At 71.7% G+C, this 19593-nt stretch carries 22 protein-coding genes and 2 pseudogenes; 7 read left to right on the plus strand and 17 right to left on the minus strand.

The annotated features are described in order from the left end of the window. Positions 1-9 precede the first annotated feature (9 nt). The 13 genes from JOD60_RS07510 to JOD60_RS07570 all read right to left on the minus strand — a co-directional run bounded on the left by JOD60_RS07510 (position 10) and on the right by JOD60_RS07570 (position 13031). Positions 10-960 (minus strand): NAD(P)/FAD-dependent oxidoreductase, encoded by a 951-nt coding sequence (locus JOD60_RS07510; RefSeq protein WP_076690009.1) that lies wholly within the window; start codon positions 958-960, stop codon positions 10-12. Next, a complete protein-coding gene (gene fdxA / locus JOD60_RS07515; protein ID WP_076690011.1) occupies positions 953-1282 on the minus strand; it encodes a ferredoxin in 330 nt (109 codons plus the stop codon). Before fdxA ends, JOD60_RS07510 begins: the two co-directional genes overlap by 8 nt. After that, positions 1279-2679 (minus strand): FAD-dependent oxidoreductase, encoded by a 1401-nt coding sequence (locus JOD60_RS07520; RefSeq protein ID WP_076690014.1) that lies wholly within the window; start codon positions 2677-2679, stop codon positions 1279-1281. The genes fdxA and JOD60_RS07520 overlap by 4 nt, the downstream gene beginning before the upstream one ends. After that, positions 2676-3587, minus strand: coding sequence for a uroporphyrinogen-III C-methyltransferase (gene cobA, locus JOD60_RS07525; RefSeq protein ID WP_307823848.1), 912 nt, complete (start codon positions 3585-3587; stop codon positions 2676-2678). The genes JOD60_RS07520 and cobA overlap by 4 nt, the downstream gene beginning before the upstream one ends. Next, the gene (locus JOD60_RS07530; protein ID WP_076690017.1) at positions 3584-4510 is read right to left on the minus strand and encodes an ABC transporter permease; all 927 of its coding nucleotides are present in this window, start codon (positions 4508-4510) and stop codon (positions 3584-3586) included. Before JOD60_RS07530 ends, cobA begins: the two co-directional genes overlap by 4 nt. Then, positions 4500-5378 carry an ABC transporter ATP-binding protein gene (locus JOD60_RS07535; protein WP_084201933.1) on the minus strand — a complete coding sequence of 293 codons (879 nt, stop codon included), beginning with the start codon at positions 5376-5378 and terminating at the stop codon, positions 4500-4502. The genes JOD60_RS07530 and JOD60_RS07535 overlap by 11 nt, the downstream gene beginning before the upstream one ends. 1 nt (position 5379) lies before the next feature. Beyond that, positions 5380-6468 (minus strand): ABC transporter substrate-binding protein, encoded by a 1089-nt coding sequence (locus JOD60_RS07540; protein WP_076690019.1) that lies wholly within the window; start codon positions 6466-6468, stop codon positions 5380-5382. A gap of 60 nt (positions 6469-6528) precedes the next feature. After that, positions 6529-7839: a sulfate adenylyltransferase subunit 1 gene (locus JOD60_RS07545; protein WP_076690022.1), complete on the minus strand. Its 1311-nt coding sequence runs from the start codon at positions 7837-7839 to the stop codon at positions 6529-6531. Next, positions 7839-8753: a sulfate adenylyltransferase subunit CysD gene (cysD, locus tag JOD60_RS07550; protein ID WP_232321717.1), complete on the minus strand. Its 915-nt coding sequence runs from the start codon at positions 8751-8753 to the stop codon at positions 7839-7841. Before cysD ends, JOD60_RS07545 begins: the two co-directional genes overlap by 1 nt. Next, the gene (locus tag JOD60_RS07555; protein WP_076690026.1) at positions 8750-9493 is read right to left on the minus strand and encodes a phosphoadenylyl-sulfate reductase; all 744 of its coding nucleotides are present in this window, start codon (positions 9491-9493) and stop codon (positions 8750-8752) included. The genes cysD and JOD60_RS07555 overlap by 4 nt, the downstream gene beginning before the upstream one ends. Then, on the minus strand, positions 9490-11220 hold the full coding sequence (locus tag JOD60_RS07560) for a nitrite/sulfite reductase (RefSeq protein WP_157127893.1): 1731 nt from the start codon (positions 11218-11220) through the stop codon (positions 9490-9492). The genes JOD60_RS07555 and JOD60_RS07560 overlap by 4 nt, the downstream gene beginning before the upstream one ends. Positions 11221-11381: 161 nt before the next feature. Continuing rightward, positions 11382-12074, minus strand: coding sequence for a sirohydrochlorin chelatase (locus JOD60_RS07565; RefSeq protein WP_076690029.1), 693 nt, complete (start codon positions 12072-12074; stop codon positions 11382-11384). 162 nt (positions 12075-12236) lie between these two features. Continuing rightward, a complete protein-coding gene (locus JOD60_RS07570) occupies positions 12237-13031 on the minus strand; it encodes a winged helix DNA-binding protein (RefSeq protein WP_076690032.1) in 795 nt (264 codons plus the stop codon). Between the two features lie 114 nt (positions 13032-13145). Between JOD60_RS07570 and JOD60_RS16685 the strand changes: the two genes are divergently transcribed. Next, positions 13146-13745, plus strand: a complete 600-nt coding sequence (locus JOD60_RS16685; protein WP_232321718.1) for a MarR family winged helix-turn-helix transcriptional regulator — start codon at positions 13146-13148, stop codon at positions 13743-13745. Positions 13746-13775: 30 nt separating this feature from the next. Here the strand turns inward: JOD60_RS16685 and JOD60_RS07580 are convergent. Further along, positions 13776-14135 (minus strand): annotated as a pseudogene (locus JOD60_RS07580) (substrate-binding domain-containing protein); the annotation flags it as partial. A gap of 23 nt (positions 14136-14158) precedes the next feature. Further along, positions 14159-15508, minus strand: a complete 1350-nt coding sequence (locus JOD60_RS17175) for a VWA domain-containing protein (RefSeq protein ID WP_084202133.1) — start codon at positions 15506-15508, stop codon at positions 14159-14161. Here JOD60_RS17175 and JOD60_RS17325 point away from each other — a divergent pair. The 6 genes and pseudogenes from JOD60_RS17325 to JOD60_RS07610 all read left to right on the plus strand — a co-directional run. After that, positions 15401-15949: pseudogene (locus tag JOD60_RS17325) on the plus strand (HAD family hydrolase); the annotation flags it as partial. The gene JOD60_RS17175 and the pseudogene JOD60_RS17325 sit on opposite strands and share 108 nt — an antisense overlap. Before the next feature lie 74 nt (positions 15950-16023). Continuing rightward, complete coding sequence (locus JOD60_RS17185) at positions 16024-16344, plus strand: hypothetical protein (RefSeq protein WP_232321719.1); 321 nt, start codon at positions 16024-16026, stop codon at positions 16342-16344. A gap of 215 nt (positions 16345-16559) precedes the next feature. Continuing rightward, positions 16560-17453 carry a metalloregulator ArsR/SmtB family transcription factor gene (locus tag JOD60_RS07595; protein ID WP_076690034.1) on the plus strand — a complete coding sequence of 298 codons (894 nt, stop codon included), beginning with the start codon at positions 16560-16562 and terminating at the stop codon, positions 17451-17453. 49 nt (positions 17454-17502) lie between these two features. Continuing rightward, on the plus strand, positions 17503-17919 hold the full coding sequence (locus JOD60_RS07600) for an arsenate reductase ArsC (protein WP_076690037.1): 417 nt from the start codon (positions 17503-17505) through the stop codon (positions 17917-17919). Beyond that, entirely contained in the window at positions 17916-18326 is a 411-nt protein-coding gene (locus JOD60_RS07605) for a three-helix bundle dimerization domain-containing protein (RefSeq protein WP_076690040.1), read from the plus strand. The genes JOD60_RS07600 and JOD60_RS07605 overlap by 4 nt, the downstream gene beginning before the upstream one ends. Continuing rightward, on the plus strand, positions 18323-19033 hold the full coding sequence (locus tag JOD60_RS07610) for an aquaporin (RefSeq protein ID WP_076690043.1): 711 nt from the start codon (positions 18323-18325) through the stop codon (positions 19031-19033). Before JOD60_RS07605 ends, JOD60_RS07610 begins: the two co-directional genes overlap by 4 nt. Before the next feature lie 33 nt (positions 19034-19066). Here the strand turns inward: JOD60_RS07610 and JOD60_RS17375 are convergent, their stop codons facing one another. Both JOD60_RS17375 and JOD60_RS07615 read right to left on the minus strand, forming a co-directional pair. Beyond that, the gene (locus JOD60_RS17375; protein ID WP_448256866.1) at positions 19067-19228 is read right to left on the minus strand and encodes a DUF8730 family Cys-rich protein; all 162 of its coding nucleotides are present in this window, start codon (positions 19226-19228) and stop codon (positions 19067-19069) included. A gap of 22 nt (positions 19229-19250) precedes the next feature. Next, positions 19251-19526, minus strand: a complete 276-nt coding sequence (locus tag JOD60_RS07615) for a metal-sensitive transcriptional regulator (protein ID WP_076690046.1) — start codon at positions 19524-19526, stop codon at positions 19251-19253. Between the last annotated feature and the right edge of the window lie 67 nt (positions 19527-19593).

Consider the following 19593-nt stretch of genomic DNA (forward strand, 5'->3'; position numbering starts at 1 on the left):
CGCGGATCGTCAGTGCGCGGTGCGCACCCCGATGAGGTCGTGGACGAGAACCGCGGCGGCACGGGCGCCCTGGCCCGCGGCGACGATGAGCTGCTGCGGACCGGGGGAGGCGGCATCCCCTGCCGCATACAGCCCGGCGACCGACGTGCGCCCCGAGCGATCGGTGACGAGATTGCCGAACTCGTCGCGGTCGAGCTCGATGCCGCCCAGGAAGTCGGGGGCGGGATGCCACTGCGGGCGCACGAAGCCGCCCTCGATCTCGATGCGCGTGCCGTCGACCAGGCGCACGGCCGACACGTCGCCGCGGTCGCCCTCGAGGTCGTCGATCGGGCGGCGCTCGACGACGATCCCGGATGCCGCGAGCTCGGCCTCTTCGACGGTGTCGACCGCGTCCGATCCGTTCGTGAACACGGTGAGACGGTCGGTCCAGCGGGCGATCAAGCGGGCCCGCGCCGCGAGGTCGGGGGTCTCGCCGATCAGGGCGAGGGGACGGTCCTGCAGCTCCCAGGCGTCGCACGCCGCGCAGCTGAACACGGTCATGCCGTAGAACGCTCGCAGGCTCGGGATGTCGGGCAGCGTCTCGCGCAGCCCCGTCGCGACGAGCACCGACCGCGCCGAGACGGCGGGAGGGATGCCGGCGCCCCGGCCGTGGAGCGCGGCGATGAAGCGACGCTCCCCGCACTCGCGCGGCTGCAACGCGTTCACGACAGTCCTGTCGAGGATGCGGACGTTCGGGTACGCGCCCAGCTCAGCCCGCGCCAGCTTGCGCAGCTCGAGCGGGGGCACCCCGTCCCGCGTGAGGAAGCCGTGGGAGCGCAGCGTCGCCGCGTTGCGTGGGCGGCCCGCATCGACCAGCACGACCGAGGCGCGGGCGCGCCCGAGGTTGAGGGCCGCCGAGAGCCCCGCGGGACCGCCGCCCACGATGACGACGTCGACCTCGGTGGTGGGCGCGTCAGTCATGACCCTCTCCCTGCGGCGGGAGGGCCTCGATGATCGGGTGGTCCTTGTGGATCACGCCGACCTTGGCGGCGCCGCCGGGCGAGCCGATGTCGTCGAAGAACTCGACGTTGGCCTTGTAGTAGTCCTGCCACTCGTCGGGCAGATCGTCCTCGTAGTAGATCGCCTCGACCGGGCAGACCGGCTCGCAGGCACCGCAGTCCACGCACTCGTCGGGGTGGATGTACAGCGAGCGGTCACCCTCGTAGATGCAGTCCACCGGACACTCGTCGATGCAGGCGCGGTCCTTGACGTCCACGCACGGGAGCGCGATGACGTAGGTCACGGGACGAGCGCTCCGCGCGAGATCTGCACCTGCTCGTCGCGCGGCACCACCTTGACGCGCTCGCGGGTGTGCTGGTGGGCCGCGCCCAGCTCGCGCTCGTGCGCGTCGAGGGCGAGCCAGCCGTCCCACGTGGTGAAGGCGACCTCGCGCTCGTCCAGCAGCTCCAGCACGTCGCCGTCCACCGTCGGAGCGGTGAGGCGGCCGGCGTCCGCGTCGGCCACGAGGTGCGCGATGGTCTCCATCGCATCGGACTTGGTGTGGCCGATGAGTCCGACCGGCCCGCGCTTGATCCAGCCCGTGGCATACAGGCCGGGGATGGTCGGGGCGTCGTCGGCGCCCGTGACGGCGGCATCCTTCACGCGTCCCTCGACGTTCGAGACGACGCCTGCGCGCACGTCGAACGGCGCGTCGATGACGGGCGTGCCGTAGTAGCCGACGGCGCGGTACACCTGCTGCACCGCGAACTCGCGGAACTCGCCGGTTCCCTGGACCCTGCCGTCGCCGACGGGCTCGTTGCGCTCGAACCGGATGCCGGTGACGCCCGATTCCTGCGAGCCGAGCACCTCGACCGGCGAGTGGTAGAAGTGCAGGTGCAGACGGCGTGAGGCGCCGGTCGACTCCCGCGTGCGCCAGCTGTTGAGGATGCGCAGCATGACCTTGAGCTGGTTGTTCGCGGCGTTCGCGGGGTCGGCGTCGACGAAGTCCTCGTCGTGCACGACGATGTCGACGTCCGGCACCTCGCCGAGCTCGCGCAGCTCGATGGGCGTGAACTTGATGTCGCCGGGACCGCGGCGCCCGAACACGTGCACGTCCGTGACGGCCGAGGACTCGAGACCGGCGAGCACGTTGTCGGCGATCTCGGTCGGGCGCAGGTCGACGGCGTGCTTCGCGAGCACGCGGGCGACGTCGAGGGCCACGTTGCCGTTTCCGATGACCGCGACCTCGCGCTGGTCGAGCGGCCATTCGGTGGGCACGTCGGGGTGGCCGTCGTACCAGGCCACGAAGTCGGCCGCGCCGAACGAGCGCAGCAGGTCGATGCCGGCGATGTCGAGCGCGGCGTCGCGGATGGCGCCGGTGGCGAGGATGACGGCGTCGTAGCGCTCCTGCAGCTCGGCGAGCGAGATGTCGCGGCCGACCTCGACGTTGCCGATGAACCGCGTGGTGCCGGCATCCAGCATCTCGTGGAGCGAGTTCACGATGCCCTTGATGCGGGGGTGGTCCGGCGCGACGCCGTAGCGGATGAGGCCGTAAGGCGCGGGCAGCGACTCGAACAGGTCGATCGCGACGGTGCCGCCGGCATCGGCGACCGCGTTGGTCAGGATGTTGCCGGCGTAGATGCCGGCCGGGCCGGCGCCGACGATCGCGACGCGCAGGTTCTGGGGATTCGACGAGGTCACGTGAGAGGGGCCTTCCGGATCAGGGGGTCGAAGTCTTCGCGTGCGAGGGTCGCGAGCTCGGCGGGCGCGTACGGGCTCAGCCGCACCACGTCGCCCACGACCACCACGGCGGGGGAGCGCACGCCGCGCGCGGCGGCCTGCTGCGCGATGGTCGAGAGGGTGCCGACCGTGACCCGCTGGCGGGCGCCGTAGCCGTCCTCGACGATCGCGACGGGGCAGTCGCCGCCGCGCTCGCCGCGGGCCAGTGTGATCGCCGAGTTGGCCAGGGTGCCGACGCCCATGAGCAGCACGACTGTGTGGTCGCGGCCGCCGCCGAGCGACTCGATCTGGTCGTGCGCGGTCGCCACGGTGAACGCGGTGGCGACACCCCGGTGGGTGAGAGGGATGCCGGCGACAGCCGGCACCGAGGCGGCACTGGTGATGCCGGGCACGACCTCGACGACGACGCCCGCCGCCTGGCAGGCGAAGAGCTCCTCGCCGCCGCGGCCGAACACGTACGGGTCACCGCCCTTGAGGCGTACGACCGTCTTGCCGTCGTGGGCGAGCTGCACGAGGAGGGCGTTGATCGCGTCCTGCGGCACCGCGTGGTGTCCGGGGCGCTTGCCCACGTCGACGACCTCGGCGCGCAGTTCCACGCCGTCGGCCGCGAGCCCGTCGAGCACCGCACGGGCGCCCAGGCGGTCCGCGACGATGACGTCGGCGGCCTCGAGCGCGCGCAGCCCCTTGAGCGTGAGCAGTCCGGCGTCGCCCGGGCCGGCCCCGACGAGCCAGACCTTGCCGGTCGCAGGGGCACTGCGCACCAACTCCTGATGCGCGCGGGCATCCTGCCGGCTGAGTGCCGGTTCCTGCCGGTCCCGGCCAGAACGGAGGAGTTCGTGCGGGGGAATGCGGCCATCGCGATCGGTCATCGCGCGCCTCCCGTGAGGAGCAGGCCGCGGCGCTTGAGCATCCGCCGCTCCAGCGGCCCGAAGAAGACCAGCTCGATGAGCACGCCGATGGCGAGGATCACGAGGATCGTGCCGAGCACGCCGGCCAGGTCGGCGAGTTCTCGCGACTGCTGCAGCATCGACCCTAGGCCGAAGCCGATCGTGCCGCCCATCGCGATGATCTCGGCGGCCATGAGGGAGCGCCACGAGAACGCCCAGCCCTGCTTGAGCCCGGCGAGGTAGCCGGGGAGGGCCGCCGGGAGGATCACGGCCGTCGCGAGCTGCCAGCGCGAGGCGCCGAGCACGGTGCCGACGCGCCGCAGCTGCGGGGGCACCTGCTCGATGCCGGCGATGAGCCCGTTGACGATCGACGGGATCGCACCCATGAGGATCACGAAGTACACGGTCGCGTCCGAGAGCCCGAACCAGATGATCGCGGCCGGGACCCAGGCGACGGACGGCAGCACCTGCAGGCCCGAGATGATGGGGCCGACGGCGCGCCGGATCGGGCGCACCTCGGCCAGCAGCAGTCCGATGGGGGTGCCCACGACGATCGCGATGAGGAACCCGATGATGCCGCGCTCCAGGCTCGTCGTGACCGCCTGCTGCAGGCGGCCCGTGTCCCAGGCGTCGCCGAGCGCCGCCGCGACGTCCGCCGGACCGGGCACGATGTCGGGGCGCGGGTGCGCGATGACGACGTACAGCTGCCACACCACGACGAGCAGGATCACGAAGACGATCGGCGGCAGCACGCTCGACGCGAAACGGCGCCAGCGGCCGGGGCCCGCGTCGGCGTCAGTCTGCAGCTTGTCGAGGCCGGAGGCCAGGCTGCGCAGGTCGTCGGGCACGACGGTGGCCGGGTCGCCCAGTGAGCGGCCCACGACGGTGGGGGTCTCAAGCGGCATTGCGGCGGATCTCCTTGCGCAGCTGGTCGGTGATCTCGACCGACAGGGCGGCGACCTCGGGCGACGCGATGCGGCGGCCGGTCGTCTTGGTGATCCGCCACTCCTGCACGATGCGGCCAGGGCGGCTGCCCATCAGCACCACGCGCTGCCCGAGGCGCGCGGCCTCGCGCACGTTGTGGGTGACGAACACGATCGTGCGCCCCGTGGCACGCCACACGCGCTCCAGCTCCTCGTGCAGCAGGTCGCGTGTGATGGCGTCGAGAGCGGCGAACGGCTCGTCCATCAGCAGCACCGGCCGGTCCTGGGCGAGGGCGCGGGCGAGCGCCACGCGCTGGCGCATGCCGCCCGAGAGCTCGTGCGGCCGCTTGTCGGCGGCATCCGCGAGGTTCACCGCATCAAGCAGCGACAGGGCCTTCTCGCCGCGCTCGGAGCGCGGGACGCCCCGCAGGCGCAGCGCCAGCTCGACGTTGCGCCGGGCGGTGAGCCACGGCATGAGCGCCGACTCCTGGAACATGACCGCCGACCCGCCGGCGGGGGTCTCGATGGTGCCCGCCGACGCCTGGTCGAGGCCCGCGATGAGGTTGAGCAGCGTGGACTTGCCGCATCCCGAGGCGCCCAGCAGGCACACTAACTCGCCCGGCGCGATGTCGAGCGACACGTCGTCGAGCACGATGGGGCCGTTGCCGAACCGCTTGGAGACGCCGTCGATGCGGACGGCGGGAGCGGATGCCTCAGCGGCGGGCGCGACCGGCGCGACGCCGTCGAAGCTCGGGGCGAGCAGGTTCGCGGGCGTTCCCGCCGGGGCGGGTGCGCCCGCCTCCGGGGCCGCGGAGGCGGACCCGGAGGCGGAAGCGGGAGCGGCGCTCATGTCAGTCCTTGCCGAGCCCTGCGGCCGAGACGGTGTCTTCGCCCTCGGCCTTGAGCTGCTTGTTGAGCAGGCGCAGGTCGAACAGCCCGTCGATCGAGCCCTTCTTCTGCGTGCCCGCGTCGATGCCGTTCTGCACGAGCGTCTCGAACGTGTCGGCGACAGGGTCGACCGAGAAGGTCACGTGCTCCAGCGCGCGCTCGATGACGGCGTCGTCGAGCGGCTTGCCGGTCTCCTTCTCGATGGCGCCGTTGATGACCGCGGGGGCCTCGTCGGGGTTGTCGGCGATCCACTTGACGGCGGCCTCGTGGCCCTTCAGCAGCTCGGCGACCACGTCGGGGTGCTCGTCCAGGAACTGCTTGCGCACGAGCAGCACCGTCGTCGGGAACTCTCCGTCGTCCCACAGGTCGGCCTCGTCCTGCAGCACGTGCGCGCCGGCGTCGAGGATGAGGCGCGACACCCACGGCTCGGGGAGCCACGCGCCGTCGAGCTGGCCCTGCTGGAACAGGGTCAGGGTCTGCGCGTTCTCGGTGGGGGTGACGTGGACGTCGCCGCCGCCGGAGGTGTCGGTCGTGTAGCCCTCGTCGCTCAGCCACTTGCGCAGCGCCACGTCCTGCGTGTTGCCGAGCTGCGGCGAGGCGAGGGTCGTGCCCTTGAGGTCTTCGGGCGAGTCGATGCCGTCGCGCACCACCAGCGCCGCGCCGCCGATGGCCGCGCCGGCCACGATGCGCGCGGATTCGCCGCCGGACTGGATGAAGGTGTTGATCGACGGGTTCGGCCCGATGTAGGTAGCGTCGATCGCTCCGGCCGACAGCGCCTCGATGGCGGCGGGGCCGGCGTTGAACACCTGCGTGGTGATCTTCACGTCGTCGCCGAGCTCGTCGGCGAACAGGCCCTCCTCGAGGCCCACCAGCGCGGGCGCGTGGGTGACGTTGGCGAAATAGCCCAGGCGCACCTCGTTCACCGACGGTGCGCTCGAGGTGGGCTCTGCGGCGGGCTTGTCGGTCGCGGCGGCGGAGGCGCAGCCGGCCATCATCGCCGCTACGAGTCCCAGGGTGGTGATTGCGGTCGTGGTGCGGACGATCTTGTTCACGGTGTCGCCTCCTTAGGTCGGGTGGTGCTCAATGGGTGTGGGATGTGTGCGCGCGACGGGTCAGTCGCGCACGATGCCGGCGGCGAGCGTCGCGCCGTCGGACGGATGGATCACGAGGAACGAGCCCCCGTGGCGGCTGCTGCGGTACGGCTCCAGCGGCAGATCGGCCGCCAGGCGCAGCCGCACGCGGCCGATGTCGTTGGTCTGCAGCGCCTGTGCCGGCTCGTGCGTCAGCGCATCGAGGTCGTACCGCGACTCGATCTGCGCCACGATCGCCTGCACGGTGGCCGTGCCGTGCTTGACGAGGACCCGGATGCCGGGGGTCAAGGGCCGTGCGTCGAGCTGGAACAGCTCGGCGTCGACCTCGCGCCGGGCCGCGGGCAGCGTGCCGGCCGAGACGACGAGCGCCCCGCGGGCGGCGTCGATGTCGGCGTCGAACTCGAGCGATACGGACTGGGGCGCCGTCGCCTCGTCGACCTCGATGCCCGCCGAGCGGATGCCGCTCACGGTCGCCGCGGTGCCGGCGGGGAAGAGCTCGACGCGGTCGCCGACGCGCACGACGCCACTCGCGATGCGGCCCGCGACGGCGCGGTAATCGCGCAGCCGCTCGGCCTCGTCGGGGGCGATGCCGGGAGCGAGACCGCCCTGCGGGCGCAGCACGAGCTGGACAGGCAGCCGCAGCGGCTCGAGCTCCTGATCAACCTCGTCGGCGGAGGGGAGGGCCTCGAGCAGCTCGAGCAGAGCCGGGCCGTCGTACCAGGGCGTGCGCTCCGAGCGCTCGACGATGTTGTCGCCCTCCAGCGCCGACGCGGGCAGCACGTGCAGGTCGTCGATGCCGAGCTCGGCAGCGACGGCCCGCGCCTGCGCGGCGACGTCGGCGAAGGCATCCTCCGAGAACCCGATGAGATCGATCTTGTTCACCGCCATGATCACATGCGGCACGCGCAGCAAGGCCACCACCGCGAGGTGACGCTTGGTCTGCTCGAGCACGCCCTTGCGGCCGTCGACGAGCACGATCACCGCGTCGGCCGTCGTCGCGCCGGTGACCATGTTGCGCGTGTACTGCACGTGCCCGGGGCAGTCGGCGAGGATGAACGACCGAGCGCCCGTCGCGAAGTAGCGGTAGGCGACGTCGATCGTGATGCCCTGCTCGCGCTCCGCGCGCAGCCCGTCGGTCAGCAGCGCGAAGTCGAACGCGCCGTGCGCGAAGCCGCGGTCGGCCGACGTGCGCGCGACCTGCTCGAGCTGGTCGGCGAGGATCGCCTTCGAGTCGTGCAGCAGCCGGCCGACGAGCGTCGATTTGCCGTCGTCGACCGACCCCGCCGTCGCGAAGCGGAACAGCGTGGGGGTGGCGGTGAGCGTCGCGGTCATCAGAAGTACCCGTCCTTCTTGCGGTCCTCCATGGCCGCCTCGCTGAGGCGGTCGTCGGCACGGGTCGCCCCGCGCTCGGTGAGGGTCGACACGGCGACCTCGGCGACGATCGCGGCGAGGTCGGCGGCATCCGATTCGACCGCTCCCGTGCAGCTCATGTCGCCGACGGTGCGGTAGCGCACGGTGCGCACCTGGACGGTCTCGTCCGCGCGGGGCGGTGAGAACGGGCCGACGGGGCGCCACATGCCGTCGCGCTCGTAGACCTCGCGCTCGTGCGCGAAGTACAGCGGCGGCAGCGCGATCCCCTCGCGCTCGATGTACTGCCAGACGTCCAGCTCGGTCCAGTTCGAGATGGGGAATGCGCGCACGTGCTGTCCCGGCGTGTGGCGGCCGTTGTACAGGCTCCACAGCTCGGGGCGCTGGTTGCGCGGATCCCACTGGCCGAACTCGTCGCGCAGCGAGATGATGCGCTCCTTGGCGCGCGCCTTGTCCTCGTCGCGGCGGGCGCCGCCGAACACGGCGTCGTGACGGCCGGCGGCGATCGCGTCCAGGAGCGGCACTGTCTGCAGCGGGTTGCGCGTGCCGTCGGCGCGCTCCTGCAGGCGGCCGTCGTCGATGTAGTCCTGCACGCGGGCGACCTCGAGGCGGATGCCGAGGCGCTCGACGGTTTCGTCGCGGAACGCGAGCACCTCGGGGAAGTTGTGGCCGGTGTCGACGTGCAGCACCGGGAAGGGCACACGGCCGGGCGCGAACGCCTTGGTGGCCAGGTGCAACACGACGACGGAGTCCTTGCCGCCCGAGAACAGCAGCACGGGCCGCTCGAACTCGGCGACGACCTCGCGGATCACGTGGATGGCCTCGGCCTCGAGCAGGTCGAGCGTCGACAGTTTCGTGGAGGGGACCGTGATCGTCATACGTGCAGCCCGCATTCCGTCTTCGATGACCCGGCCCAGCGGCCCGATCGAGGATCTTCACCGGCGGCGACCGGCTTGGTGCACGGCTCGCAGCCGATCGAGGGGTAGCCGAAGCCGACGAGCAGGTTGACGGGCGCCTTGTGCGCGGCGGCGTACTCCAGCACGTCGTCGAAGCTCCACGCGGCGACCGGGTTGACCTTGACGAGTCCGTTGCGCTCGTCCCACGTCACGAGCGGCGTGTTCGTGCGGGTGGGGGCTTCGTCGCGGCGGACGCCCGTGAACCACAGCTCGTAGCCGCCGAGCGCGTCCTGCAGGGGAGCGACCTTGCGCAGCGCGCAGCATTGCGCAGCGTCGCGCTCGTAGAGCTTCGCGCCGAACGCGGCATCCTGCTCTGCGACGGTCTGCGCCGGTGTGACGTCGACGATGCGCACGTCGAGCGCGCGCTGCACCTCGTCGCGCGTCGCGTACGTCTCGGTGAAGTGGTAGCCGGTGTCGAGGAACAGCACGTCGACGCCCGGCAGCTGCTCGGCGACGAGGTGCGGCAGAGCGGCATCGGCCATCGAGCAGGCGACGGCCGCGGCATCCGCCCCGAAGTTGCGGGCGACCCACGCGACGACGTCGGCGGCGGATGCCTCGTGGTCGGTCAGGCTGCCGAGCTCTTCGTTGCCGCGCTCGGCGAGGGCCTTGAGCTCTTCGCGCGTGCGCTTGACGGAGATGCGGGGGGCCAGGCTCACGGTCACTGCAGGGCCTCCTCGTCGGCACGGTGCGCCCACTGCGCGAACGTCTCGTCGGCGGCTGCGTCCCGGTCCGCGAGGAAGCGGGTGACGACGCGCTCCACGTAGTCGGCGATGCCGTCGGCCGCGACCTTCAGGCCGCGGACGGTGCGGCCGAGGCCCGGGTCGTCGCGGTCCTGCGAGGCGAGTCCGCCGCCGAGGTGCACCTGGTAGCCGGGCACCTGCTCGTCGTCGATCGTGACGAGCTGTCCCTTGAGGCCGATGTCGGCCGTCTGGATGCGGGCGCAGGAGTTGGGGCATCCGTTCACGTGGAGCGAGATCGGATGCGGCAGCTCGAAGCCCTTGAGGCGCTCTTCGAGGTCGAGCACCGCCGCCGTCGCGTTGACCTTGGTCTCGACGATCGCGAGCTTGCAGAACTCGATGCCGGTGCACGCGATCGTGCCGCGGCGCAGCAGGCTCGGCCGGGCCTGCAGGCCCAGCGCGTCGAGCTCGGCGATGAGGGGATCGACGTGCTCTTCGGGCACGTCGAGCACGACGATCTTCTGGTGCGGGGTCGTGCGGAGCCGGTTCGAGCCGTGCGCCTCGGCGATCTCGGCCAGGCGCGTGAGGGTCTCACCGCTGACGCGGCCGACGATCGGCGTCACGCCGACGTAGAAGCGGCCGTCCTTCTGGCGGTGCACGCCGACGTGGTCGCCGGGGGTCGTCGGGCGCGGAGCGGCCGGGCCGTCGGCGAGGGCGTAGCCGAGGTACTCGTCCTGCAGCACCTGGCGGAACTTCTCGGTGCCCCACTCGGCGAGCAGGAACTTCAGGCGCGCCTTGTTGCGCAGGCGCCGGTAGCCGTAGTCGCGGAAGATCTGGGCGACGCCGTGCCAGGCGTCCACCACCTGATCGGGGCGCACGAACGCTCCCAGGCGCTCGCCGAGACGCGGCGTCGTCGAGAGGCCGCCGCCGACCCACAGGTCGTAGCCGATGCCGAGCTCGGGGTGCTCGAGGGCGACGAAGGCGACGTCGTTGATCTCATGCACGACGTCCTGGCTGGGGTGGCCGGTGATGGCGCTCTTGAACTTGCGGGGCAGGTTCGACAGCGTGGGGTCGCCGATGAACCGGCGCGAGATCTCTTCGATCTGCGGCGTCGGGTCGATGAGCTCCTCGGACGAGATGCCGGCGACCGGCGAGCCGAGGATCACACGCGGCACGTCGCCGCACGCCTCGGTGGTACCCAGGCCCACGGCCTCGAGGCGGCGCCAGATCTCGGGCACGTCCTCGACGCGGATCCAGTGCAGCTGGATGTTCTGCCGGTCGGTGATGTCGGCGGTGCCGCGCGCGAACTCGGTCGAGATGCCGGCGATGACCCGCAGCTGCTCGGTGGTGAGCTGCCCGCCGTCGATGCGGACGCGGAGCATGAAGTACTCGTCTTCGAGCTCTTCGGGCGTGAGGGTGGCCGTGCGTCCGCCGTCGATCCCGGGCTTGCGCTGCGTGTACAGTCCCCACACCCGGAACCGGCCGTGCAGATCGGTCGGGTCGATGCTCTGGAAGCCGCCGACCGAGTAGATGTTCTCGATGCGCTCGCGCACGCTCAGGCCGTCGTCGACCTGCTTCCACTCCTCGTTGCCGTTGAGCGGGGCCTTGCCGTCGATCTTCCACTGGCCGTTCGGCTTGGACGACGGGCGCGGAGGACGCACGGCGGCGCGCGGGCGGTCCGCTGCGTGCGGTTCGGTGTCGCTGATGGTCACGGTGCCTCCGGGGTGGATCCCGGGGCGCGCCCCGGGCGGGACTCTAGCGAGTCCTTTCCGTGAGGCTAGAAGCGGCACCCCCGTGGGCCTATCCGAACGTCAAGCGACGTTAACCGGCGTAACCGGGCGTCACACAGTTGCAGCCCGACGCCTTTGTGGACTCAGTCCGACAAACCCACGGCTCCGTGGTAGCGATCGACGACGAGGTCGACGAGGGATGCCGGCGGCTCATCGCTCCCGAGCAGCGGCGGTGCGACCGGGGCCGACCCCGAGAGGGTCACCGCGAGGTCGTGGAAGTACCCCGGCGCCAGCAGGTAGTCGGCGACGACCACGCGATCCCCGGCGGTGGTCACCGCGACATCGAGCCGCGGATCGGCCGCGGCCAGGAACCCGACCGCGACCTGGCGTCCGAGCCGCTCGCCCAGCATCCGCGCCGTCACGCGGCAGTCCTCGTTGGCGCGGTCGTCGCTGGATCCGGCCACCGCGAGGACGAGCGCGTCGTCGGGCCCCGGCGCGAGGGTCTCGAGCCGCCCGACGAGCGCGTCGACGAGCCTCGCGTCCGGGCCGAGGGCGGGGGTGATCGTGACGTCGCCCCGCCCCGAGGACTGCTGGATGAGGTCGACCCGCACGTGGTAGCCGGCCGACAGCAGCAGCGGCACGATGACGACGGGCGTGTCGGCGGGGATCGCGTCGAGGGATGCCGCCACATCCGGCTGCTGCACGTCCACGTGGCCGAGCCGCACGATCGTGTCGGGCAGCCGCGCGGCCACGGCGACGACGAGGGCGGACACGGCCGCCTGGCCCGCGGGCGAGGACGTGCCGTGCGAGATCGCGAGCAGCGCGGGACGGGTCACGCCCCCATTGTGCCCGCCGCGTGTGTCGCGTGGATGACGGGCGAGGCGGCACCCGCTCCCGCTTCGGGTCGCCCCCGCACCCGGATGTCCCACCCTCCGCATCCCGACGGATGTCGGCGCGGGGCGAAGGGTGGGACACGAGTGCGGGGAGGGAGGGAGGGATCAGGCGGCGCGGTCCTCGCGGCCGTGCGCGAACCCGGCGTCGAAGCCGCGCTCGTACGCCTCCTGGGCGCGCCGGCCGCCGTGACCGCGGCGGTGGTGGCCGTGGCGCGGGTGGTCGTGACCGCCCTCGTGCGGGTGGCCGTGGCGACCGGGCCCCGCGTGCGGGTGCCCGTGGCGCTCGCCGCACTCGCTGCGGCCGTGCATCGGCTCGCCGTCGTGGTCGGCCGGACGGCCGGGACGGCCCGGGCCGAAGCCGCCGTGACGGTGCGGACCGAAGCCGGCACCGAACGGCGCGCGTCCGAAGCCGGGGCCCGCGAAGCCGGGGCCGAAGCCTCGTCCGAAGCGGGGGCGTCCGAAGCCGCGCTCGGCGGCAGCGGTCTCGTCCCAGCCCAGCTCCCGGGCGATGGCCTCGAGCGAGGCGGTCAGCTGCGCGTATCCCTCGTCGCCGACGGCGCCGGTCACCCGCGTGCGGATGCCGTCGACGATGGCGCCGAGGCGCTCCTTCTCGGCGCGGCCGAGGTCGGTGAGCTCCCACGTGCCGTCGCCCTTCTCGAGCGCCCAGCCGCGGTCTTCAAACGACCGCAGGCGCTTGCCCTTGCGGGCGAGCCGCTCGGTCAGGCCGGGCGCGTCGATGTCGCCCGACACCGCGTTCAGCAGCATCCAGTCGCGACGGTCGACGCCCTCGGCGGCGAGCGCCTCGGCGAAGGCCCGGGTGAGCAGGCCGTCGACCGCGCGCAGCCAGTAGCCGAGCGGTCGGGTGGTGTCGTTCTCGTCGTTCAGATTCGTGTCGTCCATGAGAAGTCCTTTCGTGGCGGCCGACGTCCGGCCGCGGATTACATGTCTTAGTGCATGTACATGCAGTGTGACATGCACTTTGAGTACATGTCAAGTCACATGTAAATTGGGAGGATGCCGGCAGCAACCGACGACCCCTCCGACGCCATCGCCGCAGCCCTTGCCCGGCTGCGCGGACGCCGCATGCCGCGGCCCCCGTGGGCAGAGGGTCCGCACGGTGCCGGACCGCACGGCGCCGGACCTCATCCCCACGGCGCGCACGGGCACGCCCCGCACGGCGCCGACCCCGACGACCCCGGCGCCTTCCCCGGCCGCGGCGGGCCGTGGGGCCGTGGCGGGCACGGCGGCCCGACCTGGGGCGGCGGAGGGCGCTTCGGCGGCCCCGCGCGCATGCGTCTGCTCGAGGCGCTGGCGGCGGCATCCCATCCGCTCTCGGTGGGCGAGATCGCCGAGGCTGTAGGCGTCGATCAGCCGCGCGCGTCACGGCTCGTGCAGCAGTCGGTCGAGCTCGGCCTGGTGCGGCGAGAGGCCGACCCCGACGACGCGCGGCGTACGCGGGTGGCGTTGACGGATGCCGGCACCCGGCTGGTGCGGGGCTTCCGCGGGGAGCGCCGGGAGGCGATTGACGCCGCGCTCGCCGCCTTCACCGATGCCGAGCGTGCGGAGCTCGCGCGGCTGCTGACGAAGCTCGCCGACTCCTGGCCCGGAGCCTGACCGGCGCGGCCCGAGACGCGGGCGACCGGCTCAGAGCGATTCGCGGCGGATCAGGGTCGTCGGCAGGATGTGCTCCGCCGGCACCTGCTCGCCGCGAACGCGCGCGAGCACGGCCTCGGCCGCGGTGCGCCCCATCTCTTCGAGTGGCTGCCGCACGGTCGTGAGCGGGGCGTTCGAGGCGGTGGCGATCGCCACATCGTCGAACCCGACGAGAGACACATCGACCGGCACGGATCTGCCGGCCGCCTGCAGCACCCGCAGTGCACCGGATGCCATCAGTTCGGAGCATGCGAACACCGCGTCCACGGTCTGCTGCGCGCCGACGACCAGGGCGTGCTCGAGATCGACCTCGTGCTGCAGCCGTGGGCGGTCGCCTCGCTCTGGCAGGTGTGAGGCGCGCGGGCCGGCCGGCGCTAGAAGCTCGTGACGAGGTCGCCCAGCACGGCCTCGAGCTTGGACGGGTCGGTCGCGTCGTAGTAATGCGCACCCGTGGCGCTCGAGATCGACTGCAGCGTCGGCACGTCGGCGTCGGCGCCGTAGGCGAGCGTGAAGATCAGCACCGGCGTGGAGTGGTGCATGTCTTTCAGGTCGGCGATCATCTGGTCGGCGCCGATGGTCGGAGCGTTCGGCGTGTCGTTCTTGCCGTCGCTCAGCAGCACGATCGCGTTGATGCGATCGCTCGTCCAGGTCGCCGCCTGCTGCTTCGCGAACTCGTCCACCGCCTGGTACAGCGGGGTGTCGCCCATCGAGGCGACGCCGTTCAGGGCCGCCAGGAAGCCGTCGCGCGAAGAGCTGATGTCGGACACGGGCGCGACGAGGCCCGGCACCATCGCTCCGTCCGGAGCCTGCGCGAACCCGGCGAGGCCGACGTCGTCGCCCGTGGTGAAGTGCCCGAGGGCCGCCTCGATCGCCTTGCGGGCCTGGGTGAGCTTGGTGTCGGTGGGCGAGATCGGCTCGTCCATCGAGCCCGACACGTCGAGCAGGAACAGCACGTTCGCACGCTTGCGGACGTCGGGGAACGAGGCCTGCACCGCCGTCACGACGTCGGCGCCGGGGAACGGCAGGGCGGTGGTCAGCTCGTCCGTGAGCTGACCGACCTTCTGCACGCTCTCGTCCAGCGCCCGGTTGAGATCGCGGTAGCCGGCGCCGCGCACGACCGACTGCCCCTGCGCGGTGAGTGCGTAGCGGATGAAGTCGGCGGCGGCCTCGGACTCGACGGGGTCGATCCACGAGCCCGTGAGACGCATCGCCGGGTTGTCGGCCGCGTAGTAGCCGTCCGTCGGGTAGATCGGGATCAGCTGCTCGGCGGGCGGGTCGGCCTGCGTGCGGTTGATGCCGTCGCGGCTGGTGATGCCCCGGTTGTAGTCCCACACCGACTTCTCGTCGACGATCACGGCCGACAGGAAGTCGGCGGACGAACCGGATGCCTCCGCCTGCCGTGCGTGCCACAGGAAGTGCTCGGGCGTGGCCATGTAGTGGCTCGTCGCGGTCTCGTTCGCGTGCACCGTGCTCTGGATGGCGGGGTCGTCGACCTCGGCGGCCGTGAGGTCCGCCAGCGAACCCGCGGCGGTGCCGTACGAGGCGTACATGGCGGCCTCGCCCGACGTGGCGACGAGCGGGCTCGTCTTGCCGAGCTTGAACGCGCCCCACTCCGGATGGCCGAGGCCGCTCCAGAGGTCGGGATCCCCCGCCGCGTCGAACACGTCGGTCCACGTTGGCGCCGCGGACGACCAGCCGATCGTCTGGGCGAGGGGCTTGGGCATGGCGAGGACGATGTTCGAGATCGCGATGCTCGTCCCCTCCTTGCCGATCGCCGTCGCACCCTCGGACTGTGCGACGGCGTGACGGCGGAGATCGACGGGCGCACCGTGGTGGTCGGCAAGCCCGCCTACGTCGCGTCGCTGGCGGCCGACACCGAACGTGTGTCGCTCAGGGCCGGGGAAGCCGCCGCATACGTGGCGGTCGACGGTCGGTTCGCGGGCGTGCTGGTGCTCGCCGACGATCCGCGTCCCGAGTCCGCCGCGGTGATCTCGTGGCTGCGGGAGGAGGGCCTCGAGCGCATCACGATGCTCACGGGGGACACGGCCGCCACCGCTGAGACGATCGCGAAGGACGTCGGGATCGACGAGGTGCACGCCGATCTCCTGCCTCCCGAGAAGGTGCGTCTCGCGGCGCAGCTGCATCCGAGGCCTGTGATGATGGTCGGCGACGGCGTGAACGATGCGCCCGTGCTCGCCGCAGCCGACATCGGCATGGCCATGGGGCGAAAGGTGCGACGGTGGCGGGGGATGCTGCGGACATCGTTATCCTGGTCGACTCGCTCGCGAAGGTCGCCGATGCCGTCTCGATCGGCCGGCACACGCTGCGCGTCGCGCTCACCGCCATCTGGATCGGTATCGGCCTGAGCGTCGGCCTCATGATCGTCGCGATGACGGGTGTGATTCCCGCCGTCGCCGGTGCCCTCACACAGGAGCTCGTCGACCTCGCCACGATCCTCTACGCTTTGCGCGCTCTCGGTGGCCCGCCCAGCGGACTCACCTCCGCTCGGCCGTCGCGTCAAGAGCGAAGCAACGAGACCACACCGCGAGCCGACCTGTGACGACACCACCTACGCACACGAGAGGGAGCGGGACACCGTCCGCCGCGCCGATGATCACCACGGCCCAGGGCCGCGTCTTCCAGCCCGCCAGAAGTGCCTGCGCCCAGCTGCGCGTGAGGAAGGGGTTCCAGAACGACTTGGCGGATCCAGTCCGGCATCCTGCCTGTTCCGCACGCAACGGCCGCCGATCCTCTCGGGCGGATAGACTGCGGTCTATGCATTTGGTGGTGGAGGTCCCGGTGCTGGCGGTCCTCGCGGACCCCACTCGCGCCCGGATCGTCCAGCTGATCCGTGATGCCGAGGGTGGTCGGGCGATGGTGAGCCGGCTCGCGGAGCAGCTCGGGCTGCGTCAGCCCACGGTCAGCCACCATTTGGCCGCGTTGCACGCCGAAGGTCTCGTGGTCCGGGAACCGGAGGGGCGGCGGGTCTGGTACTCGATCAACCCCGATGAAGCCGACCGAATCACCGCGCTCCTCGGCGCCCCCGCCCTCGCGGCGGAGGAGCCGGACTGGGAGCGAGTGGTCGACGACCTCGCTGCTCGCTACCACGGTGTCTTCAACCGTGAGACTGTCGCTCGCACCCTCGCCGACTCTCGCGATCTGCTCGCCGCGCGCGGCACCACCTCGCTGCTGGCTTCGCGGGCGGCGGCGTTCACTGCGGCGCGCCTGGACGACCTGCACCGGGTCGAACAGGCGTCGACGGGGACGCCGACGGTGCTGTTCGTCTGCGTCCAGAACGCCGGCCGCTCCCAGCTGGCCGCAGGAGTCCTCCGCCAACTCGCCGGCGACAAGGTCATCGTCCGCACCGCCGGATCCGCCCCCGCGGCCGAGGTCCGCTCCGCGATCGTGACCGCTTTGGACGAGATCGGCGTCACGCTCGGCGGGGAGTTCCCCAAGCCGCTGACCGACGACGCCGTCAAGGCCGCGGATGTCGTGGTCACGATGGGCTGCGGCGACGCCTGCCCGGTCTATCCCGGCCGTCGCTATCTCGACTGGGATCTCGCCGACCCCGTCGGCCAGCCGCTCAGCGTGATCCGGGAGATCCGCGATGACATCGACAGCCGCGTCCGCACCCTCCTGGCGGAGTTGATCGGCCCCTCCGTCACTTAACTGATAGATGGTGGTCTATGCTTTCTGATGAGAGGAAGCGAGACCCGTCATGAGTGAGAAGCCCACTGTTCTGTTCGTCTGTGTCCACAACGCCGGGAGGTCGCAGATGGCCGCCGGCTACCTGCAGCACCTGGCCGGGGATCGGGTCGAGGTGCTGTCGGCTGGGTCCGAGCCGAAGGATCAGATCAACCCGGTCGCTGTCGCCGTGATGGCCGAGGAGGGCATCGATATCGCAGGCGGCACGCCGAAGTTGCTCACTGTCGATGCGGTGCGCGAGTCGGACGTGGTGATCACGATGGGCTGCGGGGATGCCTGCCCGATCTTCCCCGGGAAGCGCTACGAGGACTGGCTGCTCGACGACCCCGCCGGGCAGGGCATCGAGTCCGTCCGGCCGATCCGGGACGAGATCCGCTCCCGTGTCGAGGCGCTGATCGCCGAGCTGCTGCCCGCGGGGAGGGCGGCATGAACGCGCAGCGCGGCCAGGAGGGGCTGCTCCCCCCGGATTCGGTGCTGCACCGAGCCGCCGAACGCCTCGCGCAGCAGTTCGCCGGGATGGTGAGCGAGGAGACCGTCGAGCGGGTGGGGTTCGAGTCCTACGCCGCCCTCGCGCGGACCGCGAACGTCTCCACGCACCTGCCTACGGTTGCGGAGAAGTTCGCCCGCGACCGGCTGGTCGCCCTGGCGCAGTCGCGCGGGCTGATCGGCAAGCCGGTGCCGGAGATCCTCTACGTCTGCGTGCAGAACTCCGGCCGCTCGCAGATGGCCGCCGACCTCGACCTGGACGGCATCCGCACGGTCCGTGACGAGATCCGCCAGCACGTCCAGCAGCTGCTCACCGAGCTCACGCCCGACCTCACGGCTCACCGGTCGTGAGGCGGCTCTCGCTCTGGCGGCGCAGCCTCGCCGAGTTCCTCGGCACGGGGCTGCTGGTGACGGTCGTGGTCGGATCGGGGATCGCCGCGGAGCGCCTCTCCACCGATCCCGGCCTGCAACTGCTGGAGAACTCGATCGCCACCGCGCTCGGCCTCGGCGTCCTGATCCTGCTGCTCGCCCCGGTCTCCGGCGCGCATTTCAACCCCGTGGTCTCGCTCGCCGACACCCTCCTCGGCAGCAGAACCGGCACCGGGCTGCCCGCACGCGAACTATCGGTCTATCTGCCGGCGCAGCTCGCAGGCGGGATCGGCGGCGCGATCCTGGCCCACGCGATGTTCGCCACCCCGACCGCGATCTCCACCACCGACCGCGCAACCCCCGCCACGTTCCTCGCCGAGATCGTCGCCACCGCAGGGCTCGTGCTTCTGATCATCGGGCTCAGCCGCACCGGCCGGCCCGCACCGGTGATCGCGACGGCGGTCGGCGCCTATATCGGCGCTGCCTACTGGTTCATCAGCTCCACTTCGTTCGCCAACCCCGCCGTCACCATCGGCCGCATCTTCACCGACACCTTCGCCGGCATCGCCCCCAGCTCGGTGCTCCCGTTCCTCGGTGCCCAGATTCTCGGTGCGGGCGCGGCGATCGGCATCTCCCTGCTGCTCTTCCCTAGTGTCCAGGAGACCAGAGCCGGGTCGCAGCCGTCGTAGCCTCCACGCTCGACTGTCCGAGATCGCCCGCGTTCATCGTCCGAACAGCTTCGCGAAGAACCCGGTACCTTTCTCGCCCTGGTGGCCCTGGCAGCGCTGGGCCGCCGGTACGCCGCGCATGACCTGGTCGACGTGCTGACCGCATCCTGACCAGGTGGTCTTGCCGCACTTTCGGCAGGCGACGGCGTAACACAAGGGTTTCTCCTTCGTTCGGTGCTCAGGCGAGCATGAGGAAGAGCTTCTCGAGCTCTTCGGTCGTCAGGCCCTGCTGGTCGCGGGCGGCGTCAGGGTCTGCGATGCAGTCCTTCATCGCGGTGGAGACGATCGCGAAGCCGGCACGGTCGAGCGCGCTCGACACCGCTGAGAGCTGGGTCACGACCTCGCGGCAGGGGCGTTCGTTCTCAACCGCCGCGATGACGGCATCGAGTTGGCCGCGGGCGCGGCGCAGGCGGTTGACGATGCGCTTGTGCGCGTCGGCGTCGGTGGTGCTCATGAGTGGGATCCCTTCAGGGCCGGGGGTGGGTGTCGATGGGCTGGCGTGCCTCGTCGCAGCCGAGCGT

The organism is Microbacterium aurum (genome assembly GCF_016907815.1).
In the GTDB taxonomy this organism is placed as follows: domain Bacteria; phylum Actinomycetota; class Actinomycetes; order Actinomycetales; family Microbacteriaceae; genus Microbacterium; species Microbacterium aurum.